We start from the raw sequence: 24,143 nt of genomic DNA, 5'->3' as shown, positions 1-24,143 counted from the left end.
AGTCAACGGGAGGGGCGCTGGCAGACCAAGAAACCGGACCGTCGGGGAATCCCTCAAGGCGACTGGCAACGGTTCCGGCGGTATTCGTTCCGATGCCAGTTTGGAACCCGCAGGCAGTAGGGCGGCCGGATGTGATGTTTGAAGCCCAGGAGCGATCCCGGCTGGTGCGTGCCGCCCTGGAACGCCTGCCGCCGGAGTTTCGGGATACCCTTGTGCTGAAGGAATACGACGGACTCCGTTGTGAGGAGATTGCCGAAGTGCTGGGCGTGGCCGTTGGCACGGTCAAATCGCGCTTATTTCGTGCCAAACTGGAGCTGAAGCGGCATCTGGCGGCGTTTTTTGCTTCTCCATCCAGCCTGGCGGATTGAATCCAGGGTGGACTGATACCAGTCCGGGACTCCAAGGTAAGTGGCTATACAATCCTGCCGGTTTACATTATTTTCTGTTCTATCTTCTCTTCAGCCCATCAGTTTTCTTTCACCTCTGTTCCTGCACCCTGGCCCTGTCCCATGAACGATGCCCAGCCAGTAACGACGACAGTGGATGAGGTCGTAGCGGAGACAACTGCGCTGCCGCCCCCTGTCCGTGAAACCACACTGACCGGCACGGGGCAGCGGTGGCTGTTTGAACTCGACATGCTGCTTCAAAGCATGGCGTGTTTTTTTCGGGTTGATCTACATCCACTTTCAGAGCAGGGCCGGGCCACCCTTGCCCAGCGGGACTTTACCGAAGAACTGCGGATTGTGCGCCAGTCACTGCTGCGGCTGAACTATCTGTCCACTGAAATCATCGGGGCTTTACAGGCGCCAACGCTCAAAAGTGACCCTGCACTTTCCCCAAAGCTGACGCCGGCTGACACGGCGCTGGTCACGGCGCTGTACCAGTTGACGGAATCGCTCTTTGATGTTCGGACGGTTGTGGAGGATTTGGTGCGGACAAAGCCGGTTGGCTACCACACGTTCACGGCTGTCGGGCGTCTGTTGAACCAGTCTATTGAACGGAGTGGTTGCCGTCTGGCTGCCCAGCCGGAGATGCGGACGCTCAAGCCGGAAATCCAGTCTGAGGCACTGCGAAAACTGCTCCTGGGGCTGTCCGATCTCGCCCTGCGCCAGGACCTGCGGCACGTCTTCAGCAGCTTTTATCGTTTCTTACGCTACCTCGACTTCATCCAGGATGATCTGCGTCAGGACCGCCCCCTCAAAGGCACGCTGCCCATTTTCATCCTGGTACGCGCTGAGACGGAAGCCCTGATTGAGTTCATCGAAAACCGCCTGATGCGCCTGCCCAATCTGCTGCCGGATGTCACCGATGCGTTTGACGCGACGGTATATGCCTTGGAAATGGAACTCCAGAAGATTTACGGGCGCGAACTCGCCGGCTTTGCGGAACTCAATCAGGCGCCGCCCATTTACGCGCGGGTGGAAAATGCCCACGGGCTGCTCCGCGACTGCTTCCAACAATCGCTGGTGGCGCTGGCCGTGGTCTTCGATCCGGGTTTCGATGGGGCAACCGCCTTCGACATGTTCCAGACCAAACTCGAACAGTCTCTCCACCTGCGCGAGGACATCTGGCGGTTGCTCTGCCACCTGCGCCGCTTCGAGTCCCGACCGGAAAAGACCGCCGTTGCCCCGCTTATCGAGCGCATCACGCTCTTTCGGGACACATCGTTGCGTTTTCTGATGTACAAGGACTGGGACGAATACGACCGTTTTCTGGATACCGTCCAGTCGGCGCGCAACCTCGAAGAACTGCTCAAGACCATTCACCTGCTCGCCACCTTTCTGGAAACACTGCTCGGACAGATCAACATGCGGGCCGTACTGGCCAATCACCCCTTTGATTACCCACCGCTTGATGACGAGTAACCCCCGTTCCGGCGTGGTGTGGGATGAAGTTCACGGCTGAATCCATTTTGAATGTGGCCTGGCTGCGTCAGGTGGCGGGATTTCCGTCCGCCGGGGTGGTGGTGGCCGTGTCGGGCGGACTCGATTCCATGACGCTGCTCCACGCCCTGCACACCTGGTGTGGAGACTGCCGGGCGCAATGCCTGCATGTCGCTCATCTCAACCATGGTCTCCGTGGGGAGGCGTCCACTGCCGATGCGCAGTTGGTTGCCGAAACGGCCGCGCAGATGGGGCTGGACTGGACCGTGGAGCGCGCTGACATTGCCCAGTCTGTGGCGTCTGGCGGCGGCAACCTGGAAGCCGTGGCCCGACAGGTGCGGTATGCGTTTCTGCGACGGACGGCAGAGCGTCTGGGCGCGGCTTTCGTCGCCACTGCACATACCCAGAGCGATCAGGCCGAGACGGTTCTGCTCCGCCTCGTGCGGGGGACGAGTCTTGCCGGCCTGACTGCCATTGCGCCGTTACGGCCGCTCGCCGCCGGGACGCCGGTGCAGGTGATCCGACCGCTCCTGACGGTCTCGCGCCGGCAGATTGTCGCCTACGCCCGGTACCACGGAGTACGGTTTCGGGAGGATGTAACCAACCACGACCTGTCACGGGCACGCAATCGGCTGCGGCACCGCGTGCTGCCCGAACTCGAACAGCTCAACCCACAGGTCGGCAGTGCGCTGGCGCGGCTGGCCGCCCAGGCGCGCGAAGACCAGCAGTACCTCATGACGCTGGCCCAGAGTTGGCTCAAACAGCATGCGCGCCGCGCCAGCGGGCGACTGGCGCTGCCGGTAAGTGAACTGCTGGTTTTGCCACCGCCCATCCGCCGCCGGGTCTTGCATGCTGTGGCGCAACAGGCAGAATATCCAGCCGTAGCCTCCCGGCACATCACCGCCATCGAGCAGACCCTTCTTCCCGGTGATGCAATTGGAAAATGCGTGGATTTGACCGGTGGACGCCAGGTACGGCGGATCGCCGACGCGCTGGTGTTCACCGAAGCGTGACGGTTGGCTTATATTGCAGGCAGGCGGGAGCCGCTTCCCGCCAGTGAGACGACGCGACGGCTTTCCCTCGGAAAAGCCGTTCGTGTAAAGTCAGTGGCCCAACCCGGCGTGCCGACCCGGCGCACGCCACAAGCTTACGCAACGGCTTCTCGGTCAGCTTCACAGCGAGACAAGCGAAGACTGAAACGGAAAGGCAGGCGCGACGTTGAATACGGCAGTCCGACAAGTAGTTCTCTGGATCGTCATTATTGCTGGCGGTGTGTTGTTCTGGAGCTTGCTCCACCGCACCGGACAGCTCAAGGAAGACAACCCTGACTATGCGACCCTCATTAAGAAGATCGAGGCCAAGGAAATCCAGGAGGCCGTCATCTCGGATACGGAAGTCACGGGTAAGTATGTCAACGGCAAGCCGTTTCGGACTGACATCGTGGCTAACGTTTCCGGCGACTTGATGAAGCGCATGGCAGAGAAAGACATCAAGGTGCAGGGCAAGCCGGCCGCAAGCGGGATATGGTTGACCATTCTGCTGTACTACCTGCCGGTGTTCCTGCTCATTGGTTTTGTCTTTCTGATGATGCGCCAGATGCAGGGGAGCGGCAACAAGGCGCTTTCCTTTGGGCGAAGCCGGGCACGGCTGCTTTCCAACCAGGCCAAGCGCATCACCTTCAAGGATGTCGCCGGGGTTGAAGAATCAAAGGAAGAACTCCAGGAAATCATTGAGTTTCTCAAGGAACCGCAGAAGTTCCAGAAACTGGGCGGCCGCATTCCGAAAGGCATCCTGATGATGGGCCCGCCCGGAACGGGCAAGACGCTGCTGGCCCGCGCAGTCGCCGGCGAAGCCAACGTGCCGTTTTTCTCCATTTCCGGTTCGGATTTCGTGGAGATGTTCGTCGGCGTCGGGGCGTCGCGGGTGCGCGACCTGTTTGAGCAGGGCAAGAAAAATGCGCCGTGCATCATCTTCATTGATGAGATTGACGCCGTTGGCCGGCACCGGGGCGCCGGTCTGGGTGGCGGCCACGATGAGCGCGAGCAGACGCTCAACCAGTTGCTTGTCGAAATGGATGGCTTTGAATCCAACGACGGCGTCATCCTGATTGCCTCAACCAACCGGCCCGACGTGCTCGACCCGGCGCTGCTGCGGCCCGGGCGCTTCGACCGCCGGGTGGTCGTCAACCGTCCCGATGTCAAGGGACGCGAGGGGATTCTGGCCGTCCACACGCGCAAGATTCCGCTTGGGGACGACGTGGATATTTCCGTCATTGCCCGTGGCACACCCGGTTTCACCGGCGCTGACCTGGCCAACCTTGTCAACGAAGCTGCGCTCAATGCCGCCCGCAACAACCAGAAGTTTGTCACCATGCGGGATTTCGAGTGGGCCAAAGACAAGGTCATCATGGGCAGCGAACGGCGCTCGATGGTGATGTCCAACGAAGAAAAGCGCAACACGGCCTATCACGAAGCCGGACACGCGCTCGTCGGTATCAAAGTGCCGAATGCCGACCCGGTGCACAAAATCACCATCATCCCGCGCGGCATGGCGCTGGGACTGACGCAGCAGTTGCCCGAAGCTGACCGCTACTCTCACACCCGCGAGTACATCGAGGGACAGATTGCCATCCTCATGGGCGGTCGCCTGGCTGAGGAAATCTTCCTCAATCACGTTACAACCGGAGCGGCCAATGACCTGGAGCGGGCCACTGAACTGGCCCGGCGAATGGTGTGCGAATTCGGCATGTCGCAACTCGGCCCGCTGACCTTTGGCAAGAAGGAAGAGCAAATCTTTCTCGGCCGCGAAATCGCGCAGCATCAGGATTACAGCGAAGACACGGCGATCAAGATTGACCAGGAAGTGAAGCGCATCGTCATGGAGCAGTACAACCGTGCGCGGCAGATCATCCTGGACAACAAAGATGCGCTCGTGCGGCTGGCAGAGGCGCTGCTCGAACGTGAATCGCTTGATGCTATTCAGGTCCGGCGGCTGGTGGCCGGGCTGCCGCTGGATGACGAACCGACCGGCAGCAGTGACCGCGAAGAAGCCAAGACGGATGCGGTACGTCCCTCTGTTGTCAACCCACTGATTCCGCCCGTGGCGGCCGGGGACAATCCGGCAACCGCCTGAGTATGAGATGACGCCCACACATAATAGGGCGTGACACTTGAGCCTCCACATCGCACACCGGTGAGCAACGTGGAGGCTTTATTGTGCCGACGGCAAGCTCAACCGGATGCCGAAGCCAGACCCAACCAGGCCCGATAGAGCCGGGTCTGGGTAGGCGTTGGCGCTGACACAGGGCGTACCTGGAAATCCAGGCGCGTTTCTTTCTGAAGCGTCACTGCGAATTCCCGCAGCTTGCCGCGCCGGAACACCAGCACTCTGACGGTCTCGCCGGGTTGCCGCTGTTTCAGCAACTGGGGCACTGTGGTCAGCGTAGCCTGTTCGCCGTCAAGCGCCACAAGGATGTCGCCCCGGTCGAGACCCGCCTGGAAACCGGCCTCGCCGGGAAAGACATTGGCAATTACGGTCTGTTTCTCATCCCCGGACAACTCGATGCCCAGCGACGCTTTGGGCTGCGTGGGCGACAGCGTCTCGACGAGTTCCAGCCCGACGGCTGCCAGGTACTCCCCATAAGGCAGTTCGTCCGTGCCGTCCACATACCGCGCGAAGAAGTCGGTGTAACTCGTTCCGGCTACGGCTTCAACGGCCAGTTGCATGCCGTTTTCGGGATAGCCGCGCCCGCGTTCGGCATAAGTGGTGTACAGCCAGCGCATGGCGTCGTCGAGGGATTTGGCACCGCCAGTGCGTCGCCGGATGTCAAGGTCGAGCAGCAGCGCCACCAGCGCCCCCTTGGTGTAGAAATCCACCCGCACATTGGTGTCGTCCGGCGTCAGCCAGGCGTCAAAACTGGCAGCCGTGATCGGTGTGACAAGTCGCCCCGGCGTCCGTTGCTGCGTGGCAATCGTCGTTCCCAGGGCGCGCAGGTAGTCCTCAACCGACAGCACGCCCGCCCGCCGACACAGCAGATCGTCGTAGTAACTCGTCACCCCTTCCGCCACCCAGAGGTTGCGGGTGTACACTTCCTGACTGTAATCAAAGGGCCCCAGCACCTGCGGACGGATGCGTTTGACGTTCCACGCATGAAAAAACTCGTGCGCGGTAATGCTGTAGAAACGCTGGATACGTTCCGCAAACACGCTTGCCGGGACGGTGATGCTCGTTGAGTTAAGGTGCTCGACGCCGTGAAAACGGCCGCCGGGGATGACGTGGTAGAGAAACCAGTAGTCGGCAAAGGGCGCTTTGCCGCCGAACATCTCCACCGTCACCGCCACGATGCGCCGTATGGACTCAGCCAGTTCGGTCAGCGGAAGGCTCACCGGCCCCTGGAACGCCATAAAGTAGGCCGTGCCGGCATGCTCAAACCGAACGATGTCGAGGGTTGGACTGGCAATGCCGGGCGCGTCCGCCAGCGTGTCGTAGTCGGGCGCTTCATAGACAAACGGTTCGGCGACTTTTCTGAGCGGACAGGCGCAGCGCCAGCCGGCGGGCAGCGTCAGCGACAGGCGCGCCGGAAGGTCTTTTTTCCCAACAACATACATCAGCAGGTTGGTGCCGTTCCAGTACAGCTCCTCGTCGTTCCAGAGCGTCGAGCCGGCATCGAGGGTGTTGGCATAGCAGGCGTAGGAGATGCGGACTTCACGGCTGGCGCCACACTGGACGCGCCACGTGGATTTGTCAGTTTTTTCCCACGGCAGCGGCCGTCCGGTCTGGTCGGTGGCCCGGAAGTCGCGGATGTTCCGCGCGTAGTTTTGAATCTGGTACCGTCCCGGACGCCAGGCCGGAAGCGCCACATCAAGGTGCCTGACCGGTTCCGGCGGGGCGTAACGCAGGGTGACGGTGATGAGATGGCTGTTCGGCGTCTGTGGAACGAGGTCATAGACCACGGTTGGTCTGGCGGTTTGGGCCTGCCCTGACCCGGCAAGTGCGAAAAGAAAGGTGAGCCAGAGCCAGGCGTACGGCGTGCACATCCGTCGCCAAACGGCAGAGTGGAAGCAAAGCTGGATGGACATCGGGCGTCAGTCACTGTGGGGAAATTTGGAAGGCATGGTGAATGGCGGGTAATCTAGCGAAAGTCCCCTGCGGCGGATAGCCATCCATTTCTGGAGAGATTCGGTGCCGCCTTTGGCCGCGCCGAAGGAAGAAACCATGAGCGACACACCGAACAGCCTTCTCTACGACGTTGCCGACGGAATTGCCACGGCGACGCTGAACCGTCCTGAAAAACGCAACGCGCTTGATGCCGGCATTCTGAATGGGCTGCGGGCGGCGGTGCAATCGGCCGCGCAGGACCCGGACGTGCGCGTTCTGGTGGTGACCGGCGCCGGAAAGGACTTCTGCGCCGGAGCTGATCTGGCGGCACTGGAAGCCATGGCTGAGCAGGACATCATGCAGCACCTGGGGGATGCCGAAACCCTTGTTCATCTGTTCACCGCCATGCGCGCCTGTCCGAAGCCGATTGTAGCGCGTGTCCGGGGACGGGCGCTGGCGGGTGGGTGTGGGCTGGCTTCGGCCTGCGACCTCATTGTGGCAGACGAAACGGCGCAGTTTGGTTATCCCGAAGTCAGCATCGGCTTCGTCCCGGCCATGGTCATGGCCATTCTGCGGCGCAATCTGGGCGAAAAGCGGGCGCTCGAATGGGTGCTCACCGGGGAGGTTCTTTCGGCCCGGCAGGCCCACGAGTGGGGACTGGTCAACCGCGTCCTGCCAGGCGATACCTTTGATGAAGCCTTTGCGGCGTACATCAAACAGCTCGCAGCCCGAAGCAGCTCAGCCATGCATCTGACGAAGCGGCTGCTCTACCACATGGACGGCCTCAGCTTTGAAGCTGCGCTGCGCAGCGGCGCCGATGTCAACGTCATTGCCCGGCATACGGCCGATTGCCGCGCTGGCGTCGCCAAATTTCTCAGGAAAGGCTGACGGCGGACGGGATGCGTGAACGGTACTCCCGCCAGGAACGGTTTGCCGAAATCGGCCCGGAAGGGCAGGCGCGGCTCGCTCAAGGGCGGGCGCTGGTCGTGGGATGCGGTGCATTGGGCTGTGCGCTGGCCGACATGCTCGTGCGGGCTGGCGTCGGTACGGTCCGTCTCGTGGACCGGGATTTCGTCGAGTGGTCGAATCTCAACCGGCAAATCCTGTTTGATGAAGCTGATGCGCAGGCGCACCGCCCCAAGGCGCGCGCGGCCGAGCAGCGGCTGCGGGCTGTCAACAGCGCCGTCAGGGTCGAGGGCATCATTGCCGATGTTGCGCCGGATACGGTGGAAGCCCTTGTGGCCGCAGCCGATGTTGTCCTCGATGGCACGGACAACTTCGAGACGCGCTACGTCCTCAACGATGCCTGCGTCAAGCACGGGAAACCGTGGATTTATGGCGCGGCCGTCGGCAGCCAGGGGGCGACAATGACCATCCGGCCGGGTGAAACCCCCTGCCTGCGCTGTGTGTTTGAAGAACCGCCGGACGCGGCCCTGACGCCAACCTGTGAGACGGCCGGAGTCATCCTGCCGGTAATCCAGACGGTGGCGGCCGCGCAGGTGGTCGAGGCCCTGAAGCTGCTGATGGGTCAGGCGGCAGCCTGTCGGCACAACCTCTGGCAGGTGGATGTCTGGAGCGGGCGGCAGACGACGCTGGCGCTGTCGCCCGACCGCCGCCGCGCGGATTGTCCCTGCTGCCAGCTCCGGCGGTTTGATTTCCTGACGGTCGAACAAACGACGTTCGCCGCCACGCTGTGCGGACGTGAGGCCGTGCAGGTACGTCCGGCGCGCCCGCCCGCCAGCGCGCTCGATTTTGCCCCTTTGGCCGAGCGCCTGCGGCCCCTTGGCGAGGTTCGGCATAACGCCGATGTGCTGCGCTTTACCGTCGAGGGGCTGGAAGCCACGCTGTTTCAGGATGGCCGCGCCATCATCAAAGGGACTTCCAGCCCCGACCGGGCGCGCGCTTTTTATGCCCGATACTTCGGGCTATGAGCCGGGAGTGCCGTTGGCGGCGTGGGCGCGTGCCAGAACGAACTCAACCAGCGTTCCCACGCCAAAGCCCGTCGGCCCTTTGGGAAGATGCGGTTTGTTTTCCATGTTCCAGGCCATGTTGGCGATGTCGAGGTGCGCCCACGGGACATCGCCCGCAAATTCCCGCAGAAACCAGGCCGCCGTGATGCTGCCGCCGTATTTGCCGCCGACGTTTTTGATGTCCGCAATGTCGCTTTTGATGAGTTCCCGGTACTCGTCATCGAGCGGCAGCGGCCACACCCGTTCATCGGCCGCACGGGCGGCTGCCTGGAGTTCCTCAACCATGTTGGGATGGTGGCTGAACAGTCCGGCGTAGCGAAGTCCCAGCGCAACGGCAATGGCCCCGGTCAGGGTCGCCAGGTCCACCATGCAGGTGACACCCAGCCGGCGCGCATAAGCCATGGCATCGCACAGAATGAGCCGTCCTTCGGCATCCGTGTTGATAATTTCGACGGTTTTCCCCAGCATGGTCCGCACGACATCGCCCGGACGGGTGGCTTTGCCGGAAGGCATGTTCTCACAGCTCGGAACGATGCCAATGACGTTGAGGTTGGGCTTGAGCTGGGCAATGGCGCGCATCGCCCCAAGGACAGCCGCCCCGCCGGCCATGTCGTACTTCATCTTTTCCATGTTCTCGGCCGGTTTGAGCGAGATACCGCCGGTGTCGAAGGTGATGCCCTTGCCGATGAGACCGATGGTTTCACGTCCGCCGCCGTTGGGAGGGCTGTAGCGTACGGTAATCAGCCGTGGTTCCTCGACCGAGCCGCGCGCCACGGCCAGCAGCGCCTCCATTCCAAGGTCGCGCATTTTGTCTTCGTTGAGGATGTCCGTTTGCAGGCCCACGTCGTTGGCCATTTCCTGGGCGTGATGGGCAAGGTGGGTGGGGGTCATCCGGTTGGCTGGCTCATTGACGAGAAACCGCGCAAAGTTGATGGCTTCCCCCAGAATGCTGCCCCGGCGGATACCCTCGTGGATGGCGTCATCGGCGGTTTCGGTTACAACCGTCAGCGTCTCGACCTGAACCGGGCGCGTGTCCTCGGTGCGGTAACAATCCACAGGGAACGTCGCCAGATGAGCGCCGATCACCGCGGCCTGGACAAAGGACTGGGGCGGGAGTGCGCCCCACCGTGGAAGCAGACCAAAACGTCGCGCGCCCTGCATTCCGTGGGCGCGAATTGCGGCAGCCACACTTTCACGCATCGTCTGGGTCGTCAGCTTGTCGGCCGCGCCGACGCCCATCAACACCAGCCTGGTGGCATATAAGCCGGGCGTCAGGTGCAGGGTGAGCAGTTGCCCTGATTTGCCCATCATCTCAGCTGTACCCAGCACGGCCGACAGACGTTCGCCAACAGAAGGGAGACTTTCGTTGAGAGAACCGGAGTTGGAGACATCCTCGGTAAAGACCGGCACGAGGAGGACATCAACGGTGGTTTGTACCAGGGGCTGGCAGTGAATGGACAAAGGCATGGTGTAAGTGACTCCAAGTACAGGGCAGGATAACAAGTTTCAGGCACATTTTGATTTTGCACAGTTGGCTGTGTTATAGCGATAGCGTGTGGTGGGAGCGCTCTCAGTGCCGCACGAGGCAACGGATTCAGTCAACCAAGTGGACGGTGTTCAATGTACGTCCAACCAGGCAATAAAAACGCTGCTGCAACCAAATTCAAGCGTCCAATTCTGGACTGGTATCTCATCTCCCGCCGGACGCTTTACCAAATTATTGCCGGGTTTTTACTGCTTGTTGGCGCAATTGTCGGGTTGTATCTCTGGAAACGTCACCAGGAAGCCCTTGCCGGACAATTTGAAACTCAAGGGGCCCGCCTGGTTCAGGTGCTGGGCACAGTCAACATCAAGCGGGCACGGACCAATCAGCTTGAACCGGCGACCCCCAACACCATCCTTGAGCCAGGTGATGTCATTTATACAGCTTCGGACGGGGCCGCCGTCATCCAGTATGTTGACCGCAGCGTTCTGAAGATGAAGTCGGATTCGACGGTCATGGTTCAGGAAAACGCCAAGAACGCCAAGACCGACCAGCAGGTGGTGCGCAACCGGGTCGAAGGCGGCACGGTCAATATCAGCACGGGAACGGTTCAGACGGCCGAAGATGTCAACGAGCTGGCACTCAAGAATGTCAAGCTGAGTGTGACACAGAACTCCAGTGCGGAAGTCAATGTGACTGGGGATCGCGTGCGCATCAGTGTGGAGCGCGGGGAACTCCGCTCGACGACCGACCGGGGCGTGACGGAAAGCATCCGTACCAACACGAGTGTGGAATATGACCGGGACCAGAAAGTGGAGGAGTACACCCTGCTGTCGCCGCCGCGTCCGGCGCTGCCGGAAAATGCCTCCATTATCCCATTGGAGTATGGCAAGCCGCTGCCCGTGACCTTTGCTTGGGGGGCAGTGGCGGACGCTCCCTATTACCAGCTCCAAGTTGCCAGTTCCCAATACTTTCTCAACCGGGCCCTAGTTTTTGAAAAGGACACCGAGACACCTGGGTTCACGTGGAATGTTAACTCACAGAGTGGCACGTACTGGTGGCGGGTACGGGCGGTGGCACGGGATGGGCGTCCTGGTGTGTGGAGTGAGGAGTACCGCCTGACGTTTGTTCCCCGGCAGCCAGGAGTATCTGACACGCCTATCTACATAGAGAAGGTACAGGTCGCACGGGTTGCGGCCGGTATCCACAAGGTTTCGGGAGAAACCGAGCCAGGGGCGGAAATCCGCATCAACGGGCGCGTTGTCCCTGTGGACGGTGATGGGCGGTTCTCCATTATTCTGCCCGGCCAAACATTTCGCATTGTCGCTACAGACGCTCGTGGGCGGCGAGGTGAAAAAGTTGTCACCCGCTGAGCTTGACCGCCCCTGGGCAGGCTTTGGCCAAGGGGATCGCGTGGGCCTCGCCCACCATGGTCTATGGGCCGTTGCTTCCCGGCTGGTTGGAGGGCTGACAGTCGGAAAAATTCCGAACCTGGGGCGCTGCGTTTCTTGACAATGGTTCAAAAGTGAACAAGCTTTCAAAAGCAGTGTTTTGAGAAGTCGGGCCCTCCGGTGGGCCTCGCCAAAAGCTGCGCTTGGGCGCGCTGTCATGGCCGCTCTGAACCTGTTGGCTGGGAATGATACGTTTAACTGATGAAACTGCGTTCTATCTTCAACTACTTTTCCAATGACCTGGCGATTGACTTGGGAACGGCCAACACGCTGGTGTATGCCAAAGGCCGTGGGGTTGTTGTCAGTGAGCCATCCATTGTCGCCATCAACAAGATCACCCACCAGGTTGAGGCCGTTGGTAAGGAAGCCAAGGAAATGATTGGGCGGACGCCGGGGAACATCGTGGCGATTCGCCCGATGAAAGATGGCGTTATCGCCGATTTTGAAGTGACCGAGAAAATGCTCCAGCACTTCATCCGGCGTGCGCACAACGGGAAGTCGTGGGTGTCGCCACGGGTGGTCATCGGCGTGCCGGGTGAGATTACCCAAGTTGAACTGCGGGCGGTTGAAGATGCTGCTTACCGGGCGCGGGCAGCGGAGGTGTATCTGGTCGAGGAAGCCATGGCCGCGGCCATTGGCGCAGGGCTGCCCATCACCGAACCATACGGCAACATGATTGTGGACATCGGCGGCGGTACAACCGACATTGCTGTGATTTCGCTTTCCGGCATTGTGTATTCCCGTGCCGTGCGGGTGGCAGGCAACGAACTCGACGAAGCCATCGCCCAGTTCATCAAGCGCAAGTACAACCTGCTCATCGGCGAACGGACGGCCGAGCAGGTCAAAATCGAGTTGGGGTCGGCGTACCGTTTGGAAGAGCGTCTCACGATGGAGATTCGCGGACGTGACCTTATCGAGGGGATTCCCAAAACGATCACGATTTCTGACGAGGAAGTGCGTGAGGCCATGGCGGAGCCGATCGCTACCATCGTCAACGCGGTGCGGGTGGCGCTGGAACGAACGCCACCGGAACTCTCAGCCGATATTGCCGACCGGGGGATTGTCCTGACCGGTGGTGGAGCGTTGCTCAAGGGCCTTGACAAACTTCTGATGAAGGAAACGCGCGTTCCTGTGACCCTGGCTGAAAACCCGCTGTCGTCCGTTGTGCTTGGCACCGGCAAGATGTTGGGTGACTTTGAGCTGCTCAAACGGGTGAGTCTGGGAGGCGCTTACGCCAAGCACATGATTGCCAACTGAGCCTGGGGGCCGGATGTTGCACTTGCCCTCTCCATTGCAGAAGCTCGACCCGGCGCGCCGGGTTGCCTTGCTCGTGGCCGGTTTGCTTCTGGCGCAGTTTCTGCTGATGTCCCTCCATGCCCGTGCCCGTACCCTCGGACAAAGCCTGCCGCGGGTGGCGCTTCTGACGGTACTCCAGCCGCTCCAGAAGGCGTCTGATGCCGTGATCACAACGGTGGTATCCGCTTGGAAGGGATATGTGGACCTACGCGGGGTCTATGCCGCCAACCAGCGTTTGCAGGCCGAAAATGATCGCCTGCGGCGGCTGCTGGTGGAGCGCGAGCGCGAGGCGTTGGACGGGCAGCGGTTGCGCGAACTGCTGGCCCTGAAGCAGTCTGCGCCGGCGCCGACGGTTGTGGCCAATGTCATTGGTGGCGACGGCACTCCGTGGTTCCGGCAAATCCTGCTCGACAAAGGCTCGCTGGATGGGGTGCTCATCAATGCACCGGTCGTCACGCCCCAGGGGCTGGTCGGGCGGGTGGTGGCCGTCGGCCCAAACGTGGCCGTGGTACAGACCATTGCCGACGGGCAGGCCGGACTGGGTGCGACCCTGGCCGTATCACGGGTGAATGGCGAACTGCGCGGGCAGAATCAGCCGCTGTGCCGGTTGGATAATGTCTCCGGCCTGACAGATGTCAGCGAAGGCGAGATGGTACTCACAAGCGGTCTCGACGGTGTGTATCCGAAGGGACTTATCATCGGTACTGTGGAGACGGTCGAACGTGGCTCCGGTGCCGGACTCCACCGCATCCAGGTGCGCCCGGCGGCTCCTCTGGAGCGCCTGGAAGAAGTGGCCATTCTCCCTCCGACCATTCGGGTAACGGTTTCAGACCTCCTGCGCCCCTCGCCCACAGCCAAGCAGCCATCCAAAAGTAAATGAATCATTGTTCCTGAGAAGTCAGTCAGCACACCATGTTATCCCCCTACGTCATGCGCCAGTCACTTCCCCAGCGCCGCGCCAGTACCACCTTCATCGTGCTGGAGCTTGGGCCGACGGCGCGTGTCGTCATTGCGCTGTTGCTTATGGTGGCGCTGCAAACCATGCTGGTCCGCCTGCCCTATCTTGGCCCGTTCTTCGAGTATGTGGATTTCATCCTCATTTTGACCGTCTTCGTTGGTGTGCAGCCGCGTGCCCTGCGCGCCGCCCTGGTCGGGATGACCGGTGGCCTGTTGCAGGACCTGGTGTGGGGGGTACTCTATGGTGCCAGTGGCTTTACCAAGATGCTCATCGGCTACGCGCTGGCCGTGGTCAGTGTCAAGTTTTCGCTGGACAGCAAAGCGACACGCTTGCTGGTGCTGCCGCTGTGTTCCGTCGTCAACACGGGATTATTTGCCTTTTTCCTGTACTTTTTTTCGATGTTGCCGCCCGGAACGACGTTGCGGGATGTCGTCCGGGTGGGGATGTTCGCCCTACTGGGGAATGGTCTGGCGGGGATAGCCCTGTTTCCCCTGGGTGATCGCTGGTTGGGTAAGTGGATTGCCGTCCGTAGCACGGATGAACCGCTGGCGCCGCGCGCCTTTTGACCATACCTTCTGCACCTGGGACCCGGCGCTGCGGATGTTTTCCTGATGTCCCTCCCCCATGACGCCGCACTTTTCAGCTCCGCCACCCTCTTTCAATCCACGGCTCCGGTTGCTGGCGCTTCAGGCCGGCATTGTGGCGGCTTTTGTTGTTCTGGCCCTGCGCCTGTGGAGCATGCAGGTCGTTCACCACGAGGACTATGTCAAACAGGCCGAAAACAACCGCGAGCGCAAGATTCCCATCGTGGCACCGCGCGGCAACATCCTTGACCGCCACGGAAATGTCCTGGTGGACAGCCGGCCGACGTTCAGCCTGATGGTGAACCGGGAAGACATTCAGGATGAAGCTGAAACGCTGCGTATTCTGGCGGAGGAGTTCGGGGTGGCACCAGAGTATGCCCGGCAGCAACTCCGCTCGCCAGCGGCGAGAATTCGTCCGGTTGAAGTCAAATCCAACATCACCGATGCCGACCGGGCCAAAGTTGCTGTGCTGGATTATGAACACCCGGAGTTTCTCGTCGAACTGCGTCCTCAGCGGAAGTACCCCCACGGGGAGTTGGCCTGCCACGTTCTGGGTTACGTAGCCGAGGTCAGTGAAGCCCAGCTCAAGCGGCCGGAATTTGACTACTGTCGTCCGGGGGACAAGGTCGGGCAGTCCGGGTTGGAGCGGTTCTACAACCGTATTCTCATGGGGCGGGATGGGTATCGGCGCATTATTGTTGATCGGCGTGGGCGCTTCGTGCGTGAAATCGAGACGGTACCTCCCGTTGCCGGTCAGGACATTGTGACCACGCTCGATCTGGACTTGCAGCGGGTGGCGGAAGAGCGGCTCAAGGCGCTGAAACTGGATGGAACCATTGCCGTCATGGACCCGCGCAATGGGGAAATGCTGGCGCTGGCTTCAATGCCGGGCTATGACCCCAACCTGTTTGCTGCCGGTATTTCACGGGCTGACTATGCGCGGTATGCCAACGACAAACACAAGCCACTGCGCAACCGCGCCATCCAGGACATTTATCCGCCGGGTTCGACCTGGAAAGTCATCCTGGCCGTGGCAGCCATGCGGGCTGGCGTGCTCAAGCCGACGGACCGCCTGCTGTGTGGTGGAGGGATCAACGTTGGCGGCCGCCATGTCCGGTGCATGGGCAGTCATGGAATGCCACCGCTGCCCACGGCCATTGCCAAGTCCTGTGACGGCTGGTTTTACCGGCTGGGCATCAAGCTCGGTCTGGACAATCTCCGCACCTACGCTTCGGAGTTGGGCGCCGGAGAGTACACCGGTATTGATCTGCCCAATGAGTTCAAGGGCTACATTCCGAGTCTCGAACTCAAGGCGGCCACTGTGCGGCGCACGATGCCGAATGCCACCCCGGCCCAGTACCGCTGGACCGATGCGGATTCTGTTTATGCTTCCATTGGGCAGGCTATGGTACGCCCGACGCCCCTGCAGATGCTGCGGTCGGTCGCCGGCATTGCCATGCGGGGAGAGTTTCATACGCCGCACTTTCTGCTTGAAGCGCGTCCCACGCAGGAACGCCCTGGTGTGACCTTCAAGGATCAGGTCAAGCGGATTGAACTCCCGGATGACTACTGGGAGGCCGTGATAGAAGGGATGTGGGGGGCGGTCAATGCCGGTGGGACAGCCTCCGGTTCGGCGCTGCGTGACCCGGAAACCGGTTTTGAGATGTGTGGCAAGACGGGGACGGCCCAGGTGGTCAGCAAACTCAAAGCCTCCAAGCTCGAAGAGCGCGATCACTCGTGGTTCGTCGGTTTCGGCCCACGGGATAAACCGGAAATCGCCGCCATTTCGCTCGTCGAGCACGGCGGTTTTGGAGCCAAGGTTTCCGCGCCCAATGTACGGGCGGTGTTTGAAGCCTGGTTGAGGAAGAAAAAGGGACTCCCGGTGCAGATCGGGTCAGCCGACGCTGCGGGAGCTGTCCGTCCGGCGGCACGTCTGAGGACACAGCCCCAGACGACGGCGCGTTGAGGGTTGTCCCAAGAAAGCAGGTGCGGGCACATGCCGGAACGTCCCTGGCGCGATTTTGATTGGCCCCTGCTCGTGGCGCTGACCCTGTTGTGTGGGGTCAGCCTGGTGGCGCTCTACAGCATTGATGCCGCGCCGGGCGAGGCGACGGAGTGGCATCAGAAGTTCTGGTTCAAGCAGATGCTGTGGTGCGGCATTGGTTATGTCGTCTTTTTCTGGGTGACACGCCTGAACTTTCAGCGGGTCTTCGATGCCGCGCCATACATCTATGCCGTCACAGTTCTGTTGCTCATTGCCGTCCTCATTGTCGGGGTGAAAATCAATGGTCAGCGGTGCTGGATTCGGCTCGGGCCGTTAGGAACGCTTCAGCCTTCGGAGTTTGCCAAACTGGGCACCATCCTGCTCGTGGCGCGGATTCTACGCCCCATCAGTCTCCAGGGAGTGACGTGGCCGCAGTTGGCGCTGGTCGCGGTCGTGACGCTGATTCCGGTCGGTCTGACGCTCCAGCAGCCAGACACCGGTACGGCCCTGACCTTCTTCCCGCCAGTGCTCGTCATGGTCTTTTTGAGTGGTATTTCGGTGCGGTGGGTGGTGGGGTCGGCCGTTGCCAGTCTCATCCTTGGCCCGCTGCTCTTTGTGTTTCTGGTTGAACCCCGGCTCAAGCAGTACCAGCGGGACCGAATCAATGTCACCTGGAACGCCATTTTTCATCCCGAACGCCTTCAGGACCGGCAGACGCGCGAGGGGTTTGGCTATCAAACCCTGCAATCCATGATTGCCGTTGGGTCAGGGGGGATTCTGGGGCGCGGATTTCGGGGCGGCACCCAGAGCCAGGGCGGCTTTGTTCCGGCCCATCACTCGGATTTCATTGCCTCGGTGATTGCCGAGGAGTTTGGACTGGTGGGGTCTCTGGGTGTTCTTGCGCTGCTTCTTTTCGTCATACTACACTCTGCCAACGTTGCGGGACGTTCACGAGAACGATTTTCAATGCTCGTCCTGGCGGGCTACATGACGCTTCTGGCGTTTCATGTCATTGTCAACTTCGGCATGGTCGTGGGGCTTGTTCCCATCATTGGGATACCGTTGCCGTTGTTGAGTGCAGGCGGCTCGTCATTGTTGATGACGTTCGTGAGTTTGGGTTTGGTGGCGAACGTGTACGGAAGGCGCTTCTCGAATTAGGACATCCTCCCCCCCGGTCGAGGGTGATGAAGAAAAAAGCTTGACCCGCTGCCGGTGGAGTTTCAGCGGTGAGAGTTGCCGGGTGTGGCTATCGTGAGCCTGGGATGTTTCACCGGCGATGCCAGACTGGTGATGCCAGGCACAATGACGGGTTTTGGCTGCCAGCGCTTCTGGATGCGTGCTTTCCTTGCCCTGTTCGCTGACTGGTTCTCGTCGCTATCCGCAAACATACCTGTGGCTTTCCGGGGCGCACCGGCATTGACCCGGCCGTGTACCGGCGGGTCGGCCTGACACACGCTGGCGCTGCTGCGAAAAGAATGATGCGCCAACGGTCAAGGATGACACCGACCTTGGTTGCGTGTCTGACCAGCCACAGCAGAAACATATCGAGGAATAGCTCCAAATATGAACAAGGAAATGATCATCAGCGTGAACGCTTATGAAAAGCGGGTTGCGATTCTGGAAAATGGTGTCGTCGTCGAATTCTACATCGAGCGGGCCGATGAATCCAAAGCCGTCGTGGGCAACATCTACAAGGGCAGGGTACGCAAGGTTCTCCCCGGAATGCAGTCGGCCTTTGTGGACATCGGGCTGGAGCGGGATGCCTTTCTCTACGTCGGGGACTTTTTCGAGGAAACCGAAGAAGACCTCGACACAACGGAACCCCTTCCCCGGTTGCCTGCTGAACGAAGCGAACGCCCGGAACGTCAACCCGAACCAGCACGGCGGGAAACGAACGGGCGGCGCAGCGGACGCGACCACCGTTCTGAAGTGACAGAACCGCCGGCCGTGACAGGGATTCGTGAGGCAACGGCTGTTGATCTGGAGCCCACGGAAGAAGCGGTGGCTGTGCCGCCTGTCTCGGAAGCTCCCGGTGAAGCGGGTGCGGCTGGAGAAAGCCCGGTAGATGATGTCAGGGTGGAGACGCCCCTGCTGTCTTCACTTTTGGGGTCGGCTGCCGGGGCGCAGTTTGAACGGGTCAGTGATGATGACACGATAACAAGTCAGGAAGCTTCATCTGTCCGTGGCGAGTCAGGGCAGAGGGTGGTTGCAGAGGAAGCTGCCAGCGGGGAAGACCGTCTCGAAATCGAGCGGGAGGCGCTGGCGGAAGCCATCGAACCGGGTGCGCCCCGTGAACGACGGCGCGGCCGGCGCAAGGAGGTCATCGGTGAGGAAAAGAAAAAAAGCTCACGTCGCCGCAGTCGGAAAGTCGAAGACGAAGTTGCAGAATTGATCACCGCCGAGACTTCGGCAGCAGGGCCGCCGGCGGTGGAAGTTCAGTTTGAGCGCGTGCGCGATGATGATTACGAAGAAGAAGCCGGCGACCTGCTCAAGGATGCCATCATCCAGCAAAAGATCATCGCCCAAACCCGTATTGAAGAGCTGACCACCACCTCTGAAGAACCGGCACCGGAGCCGGTTGAAGCCGCGACCAGTGATGCGCCAACCATTGAACCGCTGACCTTGGGCTATGAGCGGATTGCCGATGACGATGAGCCATTAACCACCGGCGCTGAACCGTTCACGGAAGAGACCGAGTCTGCCACAGGCGATGCGGCACTTCTGGCTGTGCCGGTTGAAACAACGTCTGTTCCTGAGCCATCCGCCACATCAGATGCTGTGACCACTGAAGCTACGCCGGCGGAAGCGATGCCGGTGCAAACCGGAGCAGCGGATATTGGCGAAGCCAGCCCTCAAGAGGAAATGGAAACAGGCAGGGCCGGAGACGGCGAAGAAAAGGCACAGGGTGATACGGCCCAGCTTCAGGTACGTCCGTCGCAGGCCGAATTCCCGCCACGGCGTGGTCGCCGGGGCCGGCGGCGCAGCGGTGCACGCACGGCCGTCACCCCAGGGGATGAATCCGCTGAGTCGGATGACCGGAGTGATACCCCGGAAGAAACTGCCGAGCCGAGCGCCACACCGGAAGCTGAATCACACCGGCCCGATCCCGACCGGCTGCCTGAAAACGGCAACACCGGTGGTACGCCAGGGGAGCCGGCTGTGGTGGTGCGGGAGATTCCGGTGAGTGCGGAGTCGCTTTCCCTCATCGAAGCCCAGAATGCTGTTGAGTCCCGTCCTGATCTCCGCGCTGGACGAGAGGCGCGTCCGGCAGCACGTCCGGCGCGGGAAGACCGTCGCGACCCTGACCTGCCACGTCGGCAGCCGGCCATTACGGAGTTGCTGCGCGAAGGGCAGGAAATCATCGTCCAGATTGCCAAGGAGCCAATTGGCCTCAAAGGCGCCCGGATTACTTCGTATGTGTCCCTTCCGGGGCGTTACCTCGTGTATCTGCCAACTATCAACCACATCGGGGTTTCACGTAAGATTTCAACCGAACAGGAACGGGCGCGGCTCAAGCGCACGATGACCATGTTGCGGGAGCGGGAAGGCGTCACAGGCGGGTTCATTGTGCGGACCGCCTGCGAGGGCCGTTCGGAGCAGGACCTGTGCGATGACATGCTCTACCTGGCCCGCACGTGGCGCGACATCCGGCGCCGGGCCGAGCAGGCCCGGGCGGGAACGGTGCTCTGCCGTGAACTGGACCTTGTCCAGCGTTTGCTGCGCGATCACATGTCGAGTGACTTTTCGGTTATTCGGGTGGATGATCCGGGCGAATACACCAACATCGTGGATTTCATCAACCGCTTCCAGCCCAAACTCGTGGACCGGGTGCGGCTCTACACGCGGAATCGGCCGATTTTCGAGGAATACAACATCCAGCCTGAAATCGAAGCCGCCCTCAAACCACGGGTCTGGCTCAAGTCGGGCGGTTTCATCGTCATCAATCAGACGGAGGCGCTCGTGGCCATTGATGTGAACACGGGCAAATTCGTCGGCAAGTCGAACCGTCTGGAGGACACGATCACCCGGACCAATCTGGAAGCTGCGGCAGAAATCGTCCGCCAAATCCGGTTGCGTGACTTGGGCGGGATCATCGTTCTGGACTTCATTGACATGGAAGACCGCCGGAACCGCCAGAAGGTCATGCAGGTACTGGAGCAGGCGATGAAGGCTGACCGGTCGCCTTCCAAGATTACGTCCTTCAATGATTTCGGGCTGGTGGCCATTACACGCAAGCGGGTCCGCCAGAGCCTCGAACGGATGCTGAGTGAGCCGTGTCACTACTGTGGCGGCAGCGGCATGATCAAGTCGGCGCAGACGATGTGCTACGAAATTCTGTCGGACGCCAAGCATCTCGCCAAGGAAAAGGCCGCTTCGAGCCAGGTGTTCAGCGAGGTGACGTTGCGGGTGAGTCCGGCGGTTGCCGACCTGCTGCGGGGCGCTGAATCACGGGTGCTGCGGGAAATCGAATTCAGCTTCGGGGTCCCTGTCACCCTGCACAGTGACCCGAACATTCACCAGGAACGTTTCGATTTCGCCTTCATGTAAGCCACGGATGGCCGCCACGGCGGGCCTGCCTGCGCCAGTTGGGAATACCTGCGCCGGGTTGACGCCCGGTGCGCTTCCCCTGTGGCGGCTGGATGAAGTGCTGTAGAGGTTATGAGCTGATGAATGCACAACCGATTACCAACTTTATCAAGCACCATTTTCGCCATTTCAACGCGGCGGCGCTGGTCGAGGCGGCTGAAGCCTACCGCCGCCATCTGGACTCCGGCGGGAAAATGATGGTGACGCTGGCCGGGGCAATGAGCACAGCCGAGCTGGGTTTGTCCCTGGCCGAAATGATCCGCCAGGACAAGGTGCATGCCATTTCCTGTACTGGCGCCAACCTGGAAGAGGATGTGTTCAATCTTGTCGCCCACGACTACTACGAGCGCATCCCGCACTACCGTGACCTGACACCACAGGATGAAAAGGCGCTGCTGGAGCGGCATCTCAACCGGGTCACGGATACCTGTATCCCGGAAGGGGAGGCGATGCGGCGCGTCGAGTCGTTCATTCTTGAAGAATGGATGGCGTCCGATGCGCGCGGTGAACGGCTGTTCCCGCACGAGTTTTTCTGGCGGATTCTCGACAACCCCCGGCTGCAGGCCAACTACCAGATTGACCCGAAAGATAGCTGGGTGCTGGCCGCCAAGGAGAAACGACTGCCCATGTTCGTGCCGGGCTGGGAAGACTCCACGCTGGGCAATATGTACGCCGGGCACTGCATCACCGGTGACATCAAGCACGTGCACACGGTGCGGACAGGCATCGAGTACATGATCGAACTGGCGAACTGGTACACCGAAACCAGCGTCACGGCTTCCATCGGTTTCTTCCAGATTGGCGGCGGCATTGCGGGGGACTTTCCGATTTGCGTCGTCCCCATGCTGCACCAGGACCTGCGCCGGGAAAACGTGCCGGTCTGGGGCTACTTCTGTCAGATCAGCGACTCGACGACCTCCTATGGCTCATACTCCGGGGCGGTCCCGAATGAAAAAATCACCTGGGGCAAACTTGGGGTCGAGACGCCGAAGTTCATCATTGAATCGGATGCCTCGATTGTGGCGCCCCTGATGTTTGCCTGCATCCTGGGCTGGTAGGCGGAGTCCCACAGGCTGCCGTATCAGGTTACGGCAAAAGGTGGAAAGTCGCCCTTCGTTTGGCCGGCTGGACACTGTAGGTTGGAAGCAAGGCCGCGGCTGGCGCGGCCCGTGATCCATCCGTCCCCGCCTGTGAAGCGGATGCAACTCAACGTTTTGCAACGTATCAACGCCTGTAGTTCCAAACACGCCCCTCTTTCGATGTGTCAGGCTTTTGGCAGCCTGCGCGTCATGATGCGCGTCGAGGGCATTGTTCCGATTCTGGTTGGCAATGCCGGCTGTGTGTATGGTCTGGATTTTGTGTCGCACTTTTATGCGGCGCGAAAGTCGGTCCTGACGCCGGTCTATACGGCGGCTGACCTGACCAACGGCCGGATTGAAGACCGGACGCGGGCGGCCGTGGCCGAAACGATTGCCCAGTTCAATCCCCGCGTCATTGCGCTGATTACCCTGTGCAATGAGGAAACGGTCGGGTTGGCCATTGATGCCATTGCCAAAGACTATGCCGCCCGCGCCAAAGATGACCCGACCTTTCCGCTGGTCGTGCCCATGCACGTGCCGGGCTATGGCGTCAAATCCCATGCCGAGGCCAAGGACATTGCCGCGTCCCAGCTTCTGAAGTGTCTGGTGGAACGGGATGGTCTGCCGCCGCGTCAGGCGGATACGGCCTCGACCATTGGGGAGGTCTTCCCGGCCGATCCGCTGTATCTGGAACAGTTGCTGGCAAAGATGGACATTCGGCTCGTGGCCCACATCCCATCGCGGACGATTGGGGATTTCCGCAAAGTGCTTGGCGTCGGGGTCAACGTCACGCTGCATCCGTTTTACACGAAGACCTGTGCGTTGCTGGCGAAGTACAAGATTCCCTCCATGGGCTGCACGCCGGTTGGCGTCGAAGGCACCCGCACCTGGATTGAGCGCATTGGCAAGGCGTTCAACGTCCGTCCCAGTCTTATTGAGACTCTGGCCGAGACGGAGTCCCGGGCCGTCGCGGAGGTCTTTGCCCGCACGCCGGTGCGGGGACGCATCATTGTCGCGGGGTACGAGGGCAGTGAACTTATGGTGGCGCGCCTGCTCATAGAAGCCGGTGCGGAGGTGCCTTATGTGTCAACCAACATCGGGCAGACGCCATTTACAAAAGAAGACGAGGCGTGGCTGGCCGCGCATGGCGCCACGGTCGTGTTTCGCAAGACGTTCGACCAGGATGTGATTGCCGTGGATGAATACAAGCCGGACCTGGTACTGGGGACGACGGCGCTGGCTGCCTATGCCAAAGAGCGCGGGATTCCGAGCATGTACTTCACCAACATTTTTGCTTCCCGCCCGCTCTTTTTGGCGCAGGGGGCGCAGACGATTGCCGAGCTGGTCAGCCAGGCGATTGCGCGTCGGTCGGCATATCAACATCTGACGGACTTTTTTGCCGATGTGGATGAGTACGCAGAAGCAGCCGAGCCATTGCCGACTGAGGGCACGGCTGTCCCCAGTGTTTAGGCGGAGGTAAGGCCACGGCCTGGCACAGGCAACCTGGTTTTGAAAGCAGGGTTGTCATTTGCGCTGGATGTTGGGTGTTGTTTCAGTCGGGTTAGGGTGGGCGTCAGCCGAACGGCGACTCCCACCCAAAGTTTTGCCTGAAAACCTGAGTGCAGGTAGCCCTTCTTCGCCTGCTATTTTCTGTCTGCATTCCAGGCCAGGCCCGCAAAGCTGCCAGGGATTGCTTTTTCCACATTCTGCCGGCACCTCCTATCACCATCGCCACTCACCACTCGCCACTCTTGCTGTTGGCGGGAGCGGT

General features: G+C 60.8%; 17 protein-coding genes. 15 read left to right on the top strand and 2 right to left on the bottom strand.

Annotated features, from left to right (window positions below; genetic code table 11):
• Nucleotides 1–92 precede the first annotated feature (92 nt).
• The 4 genes from J8C01_RS07815 to ftsH all read left to right on the top strand — a co-directional run bounded on the left by J8C01_RS07815 (nt 93) and on the right by ftsH (nt 5,015).
• On the top strand, nt 93–368 hold the full coding sequence (locus J8C01_RS07815) for a sigma-70 family RNA polymerase sigma factor (protein WP_211431545.1): 276 nt from the start codon (nt 93–95) through the stop codon (nt 366–368).
• 141 nt (nt 369–509) lie between these two features.
• Complete coding sequence (locus J8C01_RS07810) at nt 510–1,865, top strand: hypothetical protein (protein ID WP_211431544.1); 1,356 nt, start codon at nt 510–512, stop codon at nt 1,863–1,865.
• Between the two features lie 23 nt (nt 1,866–1,888).
• Nucleotides 1,889–2,896, top strand: a complete 1,008-nt coding sequence (tilS, locus tag J8C01_RS07805) for a tRNA lysidine(34) synthetase TilS (protein WP_211431543.1) — start codon at nt 1,889–1,891, stop codon at nt 2,894–2,896.
• A 205-nt stretch (nt 2,897–3,101) separates the two neighbouring features.
• Entirely contained in the window at nt 3,102–5,015 is a 1,914-nt protein-coding gene (gene ftsH, locus J8C01_RS07800; RefSeq protein ID WP_049787484.1) for an ATP-dependent zinc metalloprotease FtsH, read from the top strand.
• A gap of 98 nt (nt 5,016–5,113) precedes the next feature.
• Here the strand turns inward: ftsH and J8C01_RS07795 are convergent, their stop codons facing one another.
• Nucleotides 5,114–6,919 (bottom strand): M61 family metallopeptidase, encoded by a 1,806-nt coding sequence (locus tag J8C01_RS07795; RefSeq protein ID WP_211431542.1) that lies wholly within the window; start codon nt 6,917–6,919, stop codon nt 5,114–5,116.
• A gap of 178 nt (nt 6,920–7,097) precedes the next feature.
• Between J8C01_RS07795 and J8C01_RS07790 the strand changes: the two genes are divergently transcribed.
• Nucleotides 7,098–7,868: an enoyl-CoA hydratase/isomerase family protein gene (locus J8C01_RS07790; RefSeq protein WP_211431541.1), complete on the top strand. Its 771-nt coding sequence runs from the start codon at nt 7,098–7,100 to the stop codon at nt 7,866–7,868.
• Between the two features lie 11 nt (nt 7,869–7,879).
• Nucleotides 7,880–8,911, top strand: coding sequence for a ThiF family adenylyltransferase (locus J8C01_RS07785; protein ID WP_211431540.1), 1,032 nt, complete (start codon nt 7,880–7,882; stop codon nt 8,909–8,911).
• Here J8C01_RS07785 and J8C01_RS07780 read toward each other — a convergent pair.
• Nucleotides 8,906–10,417, bottom strand: coding sequence for a leucyl aminopeptidase (locus tag J8C01_RS07780; protein ID WP_211431539.1), 1,512 nt, complete (start codon nt 10,415–10,417; stop codon nt 8,906–8,908). The genes J8C01_RS07785 and J8C01_RS07780 overlap by 6 nt on opposite strands.
• A gap of 153 nt (nt 10,418–10,570) precedes the next feature.
• On the opposite strand from J8C01_RS07780, the gene J8C01_RS07775 reads away from it, so the two are divergent.
• The 9 genes from J8C01_RS07775 (at nt 10,571) to J8C01_RS07735 (ending at nt 23,842) form a co-directional block, all read left to right on the top strand.
• A complete protein-coding gene (locus tag J8C01_RS07775) occupies nt 10,571–11,806 on the top strand; it encodes an Ig-like domain-containing protein (RefSeq protein WP_211431538.1) in 1,236 nt (411 codons plus the stop codon).
• A gap of 279 nt (nt 11,807–12,085) precedes the next feature.
• Nucleotides 12,086–13,141 (top strand): rod shape-determining protein, encoded by a 1,056-nt coding sequence (locus tag J8C01_RS07770; RefSeq protein WP_014100066.1) that lies wholly within the window; start codon nt 12,086–12,088, stop codon nt 13,139–13,141.
• Nucleotides 13,142–13,163: 22 nt separating this feature from the next.
• The gene (gene mreC, locus J8C01_RS07765; protein ID WP_187288355.1) at nt 13,164–14,060 is read left to right on the top strand and encodes a rod shape-determining protein MreC; all 897 of its coding nucleotides are present in this window, start codon (nt 13,164–13,166) and stop codon (nt 14,058–14,060) included.
• 32 nt (nt 14,061–14,092) lie between these two features.
• Nucleotides 14,093–14,704, top strand: a complete 612-nt coding sequence (locus J8C01_RS07760; protein WP_148263983.1) for a rod shape-determining protein MreD — start codon at nt 14,093–14,095, stop codon at nt 14,702–14,704.
• A 58-nt stretch (nt 14,705–14,762) separates the two neighbouring features.
• On the top strand, nt 14,763–16,688 hold the full coding sequence (gene mrdA, locus J8C01_RS07755; protein ID WP_211431537.1) for a penicillin-binding protein 2: 1,926 nt from the start codon (nt 14,763–14,765) through the stop codon (nt 16,686–16,688).
• 30 nt (nt 16,689–16,718) lie between these two features.
• On the top strand, nt 16,719–17,864 hold the full coding sequence (gene rodA, locus J8C01_RS07750) for a rod shape-determining protein RodA (protein ID WP_014100062.1): 1,146 nt from the start codon (nt 16,719–16,721) through the stop codon (nt 17,862–17,864).
• Between the two features lie 405 nt (nt 17,865–18,269).
• Nucleotides 18,270–21,254 carry an Rne/Rng family ribonuclease gene (locus J8C01_RS07745; protein WP_014100061.1) on the top strand — a complete coding sequence of 995 codons (2,985 nt, stop codon included), beginning with the start codon at nt 18,270–18,272 and terminating at the stop codon, nt 21,252–21,254.
• Between the two features lie 119 nt (nt 21,255–21,373).
• The gene (locus tag J8C01_RS07740) at nt 21,374–22,351 is read left to right on the top strand and encodes a deoxyhypusine synthase family protein (protein ID WP_211431536.1); all 978 of its coding nucleotides are present in this window, start codon (nt 21,374–21,376) and stop codon (nt 22,349–22,351) included.
• Nucleotides 22,352–22,492: 141 nt separating this feature from the next.
• Nucleotides 22,493–23,842: a nitrogenase component 1 gene (locus J8C01_RS07735; RefSeq protein WP_211431535.1), complete on the top strand. Its 1,350-nt coding sequence runs from the start codon at nt 22,493–22,495 to the stop codon at nt 23,840–23,842.
• The last annotated feature ends 301 nt before the right edge of the window (nt 23,843–24,143 follow it).

The sequence above is a fragment of the Chloracidobacterium sp. D genome (assembly GCF_018304685.1).
GTDB classification, from domain to species: Bacteria; Acidobacteriota; Blastocatellia; order Chloracidobacteriales; family Chloracidobacteriaceae; genus Chloracidobacterium; species Chloracidobacterium thermophilum.
Note: the sequence above shows the minus strand (reverse complement) of the source record. Positions and strands in the feature narration are given on the sequence as shown.